This window comes from Paenibacillus sp. J22P59 (assembly GCF_059383895.1).
Genome location: NZ_JBXENX010000029.1, coordinates 1 through 4,483, shown reverse-complemented (window position 1 = coordinate 4,483; position 4,483 = coordinate 1). Strand labels below are relative to the sequence as shown.

Below are 4,483 nucleotides of genomic sequence, written 5' to 3'. Positions count from 1 at the left end.
TGCATCCACGATCTCGACGTTGCTGTCTCCACCATCAGCAATAATATTATCTACTCTATCAGTTAGGATGGCTAATCCACTATCAACTGCAGTCATATCCTGCTCTACCCGTTCAAAGCCAACATTAATATTGCTAAAATCCTCAGAAATTCGTTTGCTGCCTATAAGGTTCGCATACTTATTTGCCATCCCCTATCCCTCCCCTCTTGTTTAGTAGATCATCCACGTTTTTCTGTCTGATCTCATCTAAGCGTTTAGCAGCAGCATCTATCACACCGTTTAAGATTGCTTCCTCTTGCCCCGGATGATAAGGAGTAACGGCCATAATAACGGCGATGATCTCAGGCACAGGCAGCAACGGATTGAGCTCTGCTTTAATTACAGGTTGTATATTAGCCATATTGACCTCCATCAAAAAAGGCACCCCTCTATAGGAGTGCCTTCTCAAATTATTTGTTCGTTTTCTGAGCTTCGAGTTCTGCAATCTTTTGATTTACCTCAGCAAGCTCTTTTTCGAGTATAGGAATCTGTGCTTTGCTATCTTCGACAATAGCTTTAAATTTATCTATTGTGGCTTGCGTTGTTTCTCTTTGTGAATCATTTGCTGCTCGACTCAATAACTCTTCTCTTTGAGGTATTAATACTTCTTCATAATATTTAATATCTGCTGGTAATTCATTCAGTTTTTTTTCAATATCTTTTTTTCTATTTCTTAAGACACTAAGATCAACTTCTCGTTGGGATTCAATTGCCAAATCGTCAATCCCATTTGAGGCTATTGGTATTGTCACTAGGCCTATCTCCTCCTTCGTTACACTAAGCTTCAAATCAAGAGCATTTGCTAAAGATCTCACGGGCAAATAACTACTACCATCTACTACAATCGCATTATCAATTTTTTTATTGTTCACCTTCACCGCTATCTCATTTCCAACCTTTTTTCCGACTTTGGATGATACCGCCGCATAAGCAGGAACCGATGAAGCTACTAATAGGCCTACAACAAATCCAATAATATATTTTCGCACTATCGAAAACCCCCTCCAACATTTGACACTATTATAGCATATTAGAGAGTTGCTCATGTGAATGTTGGGGGGCAGCACTGAATTGTTGTAATCCAAGTTCAGCACCAACTGAATTATACGTCATAACATATCTACCAGGTGTTATACCATGATTATGACCTCCAGATAATCCAGTACTGTAATTAGCAGTAGCCATACCGTTTAAAATATCACCGAGATTTTGTGGTGTGGCTCCTTGCTTTACGATATCGTACCAACTAGAAACGCTTAGAGAGGTGGGGAATATCTCACCGTCGACAATAACACCTGAATGAATATATAAACCAGATCCCGCAGAATACGACAGTGTAGCTGAATTAAACCCATCAATAAAATCTAAATAAGATCCTCCTGAACGGTATGCACCAACTACAATGCCGTTGTTTGCTGAGGCATAAGCACCAAATAAGTTACCCGTAACGCTCATCTCTGAACGAGGGTACGACGTGGAGGTCTGAATTAAAGAGCCGGTAATCGTAGATCCTGTTATGACACCGCTAAATTTAGCGTCCACAGCCTCCATCTTGCCCTGCATGTTAACTTTAAAAGGAGCATTAGCAAAGTCAGCATGCCCGGCCCATATACCATTACCATCTGCCTTAAATACATTGTTACCATCCCCAATGCTAATGGATGACCCGTCTATCGTCCCCCCAATAATGGTTGCTGCTTGGATCGTGCCGCTGAATATGCCGTCAGCCCCCTCCAGCGTCCCCGAAAACTTTAGTCTGTTGGCTTGAGCATCATAGTGCAGGCTTGATGATCCGTTTACTTGCCAATCCATTACATCGCTGTTTAGCGTCAGCTTGCTCTTATGGTCCTCGCGCTCAACGACAAACCCCTCAGTCCGGCTATGGGTAATGCCGTAATAAGGACGGCCATACTTTACTGTATCAGAATTGAGCTTGTTCACTTGCTGCGTCAGACTGCCCTCAATTACAAACTCCGATTGCTGCTCTGATCTGGATGGTGACTCCACTTGCATGACTAAGCCGCCTTTAAACCTAAACGTCATATGCTGCACTATCGTCTGGTACTGTTTAATACCGTCCCAAGGTAGGTCAGCATTCTCCCATGCCGAAAAGGTCTCAATCCAGCTTGTACCCTCATACATTCCAAAGCTAACCCTATCCCCATGCTCTAGCTGAGGGAATCCTCGCGCATCCATTTGGATAGGCAAGTAGCTAAAGCCGTTTAGGTTAGCATAGAGTTCATTTGTGATTGCCTGAGTAGCAAAGGGGTTTTCGATATGCAGCGTATGGTTTTCATCGCCGCTGCCGGCCTCATAGGTAAGATCGTCCTCTGTGTTATACGTTACGACAATTCTAGTAAACGTCTTAATAGGATTGAGCTGCTTAACTCGGATATAGTCAGCAGGAGTCATGTTAAATGATGGCGTATCGGATGCAGCAAACTGTCGGAATCGGATAATCCCCGTTTTGCTTACATAGACGCTTGCGCTGTTCGCGCTGGCGATATAGCCCAATACTTGCCGCATGCTGTAACCGGCTGGCCCCGCCTGAATTTGATAGGCAGGATTAATCTGTACGCTGCTATCATATACAAACCCAAGCCTGCCGCATATCTCATCCCATACGGCCTTTTGCGTCGTTGGGTAAGTCAGTTGTGAGACATATGGTACGTCAGACCATACCAGCTTGTCATAGCAGGTAAACGTCCATAGGTCATTAAGCTTCTTCCGATTGTCCACGTAAAACTCACCCATAGGTAGCCACTCTGTATTCCCTCCAGCCCAGGGCAGCTCCATACCCTCCCATGAATCCGTTGCTTCATTCCAGGTTAGGCCAGCCAGCGACAATGAGAGATACGGGATAATCTTTGCATTAGCTGGTATGGTTTCTTGCGTCCGAAGCGTGATGATGAGCTGGCTGAGTACAGTTGTCCCGAGCTCAAATTCATCTGCTGCTTTGAGGCTGTTCTCGATATTAAAATCCACAATGACTGCATCATTATAGATCACTCCATCAATATCAGCTCTAACCTTGAATTCCCGATTGTGACGTCGAAGCTGCTCTAAATACACTTGCGATATTGGATACATAGGCTATTTCTCCGTTAGAGTGACTTTTAATCCTGACCACAATACCTGATCACCTTTGGCAACTGTAAACGGTGCAGGCCTATTACCGACATAAAATGTCTTGGTCACATAGGTACCTGCCTGCGGATCAGGATAAGTAAAATCAAAAAATACACCGCTCATTGATTGCAGGAGTGCCGATATCTTAGACCAGGGCAATAGGCCCCATTCCATGTCAATCTGTCGTTTGACAGCAATACGGTCCCTGTTGAGGGTACCGTCTGCTGTCCTGGTTGTGGAGTCGCCGTCATCCAAATCCAGTGTCGTTACTGAAAACTTGGAGGGGTATTCTGCAATTACTGTTCCATCTATTTTAAGCTCCATGTTAGTCATCGCTCCTTATAACTCCAATATAGATCGGCCAGCCTGCCGTTGGGCAACGTTAATAGCCCGCGCCGCTGTCCGACCGAACTCCGTTTCCCCTATTTGCAGGACAGTTTGGTTGTTGCTACTTTTTATGGCCTGCAGGATCTGCTCCAGCAAGACAACCATCCCTTGATTACTTCCTCCTATCATGTCCTGCAGCTTAGAGAGCGGGCTAACTACTTCTGGATCGACAGCAGCTCCCTTATTGTCTCCGACCATTGCCAACGTTGGGCCGTAGGCCAAGCCACCTTTAGCAAGCTTAGGAATCTTAGGTATTTTGAGACCGAAGCTCTTCCCGCCCAAATCGCCTGGCACCCAATCCGGTACATCAATTTTAAAACCATTCAAACCACTGATCATTCCATTAATCGCGTCAATGATGAGGTTCAAAGGTGTTTTCACAATGCCATACAGGGTGTCAAAAACCCCCTTGAATATGCTTTTAACACCTTCCCATGCTTTGCCCCAATCTCCTGTAAACACCCCAGTTATAAATTTGATGATACCCACAAGCGTAGTCTTAAGCCCGCCTATTACAGCCCCAATACCTTCAAACACTGTAGTAAATGCAGGTTTTAGCTTGTTCCACAGAGTGCTAATGATAGGATTGATTACCTTCTCCCATAAAAACTGTAGCACTTCTATTACTCCCTTAATGACAGGTATCACCGTCTTAGTCAATATCGCATAGATCCCGTTCCAGGCTTCCGCCAATACGCTGCCGACCGCATCAGCAAGTGGCAGCACAACCTGTTTCCAAACCAGTGTCAGATAATCCCCAAGAACTTTGAAAATAGGCTGCAATACTGTGCCTATGAATTTTCCAAGTGGAACAAGCACGTCTTGCCAGAGCATCTTAAAAATACTGACCAGGTTAGGGATTAACGTCTTAACGAAAAAGTCGATAACCGGCTTCAAAACCTTATTCCAGGCATCTACTAGGACCGTT

At 44.6% G+C, this 4,483-nt stretch carries 6 protein-coding genes; all 6 read right to left on the bottom strand.

The genetic code is table 11. The annotated features are described in order from the left end of the window. Positions 1–189, bottom strand: a 189-nt coding sequence (locus tag AC50YO_RS25415) for a hypothetical protein (protein WP_494851393.1), incomplete at its 3' end; no start/stop codon positions are given. After that, positions 179–400 carry a hypothetical protein gene (locus AC50YO_RS25410; protein WP_494851391.1) on the bottom strand — a complete coding sequence of 74 codons (222 nt, stop codon included), beginning with the start codon at positions 398–400 and terminating at the stop codon, positions 179–181. The genes AC50YO_RS25415 and AC50YO_RS25410, both read right to left, overlap by 11 nt. Positions 401–449: 49 nt before the next feature. Next, entirely contained in the window at positions 450–1,028 is a 579-nt protein-coding gene (locus tag AC50YO_RS25405; protein WP_494851389.1) for a hypothetical protein, read from the bottom strand. Between the two features lie 31 nt (positions 1,029–1,059). Then, entirely contained in the window at positions 1,060–3,129 is a 2,070-nt protein-coding gene (locus tag AC50YO_RS25400) for a hypothetical protein (RefSeq protein ID WP_494851387.1), read from the bottom strand. 3 nt (positions 3,130–3,132) lie between these two features. Beyond that, entirely contained in the window at positions 3,133–3,492 is a 360-nt protein-coding gene (locus AC50YO_RS25395; RefSeq protein WP_494851385.1) for a DUF6711 family protein, read from the bottom strand. 15 nt (positions 3,493–3,507) lie between these two features. After that, on the bottom strand, positions 3,508–4,483 hold a 976-nt coding region (locus AC50YO_RS25390), incomplete at its 5' end, for a phage tail protein (protein WP_494851383.1).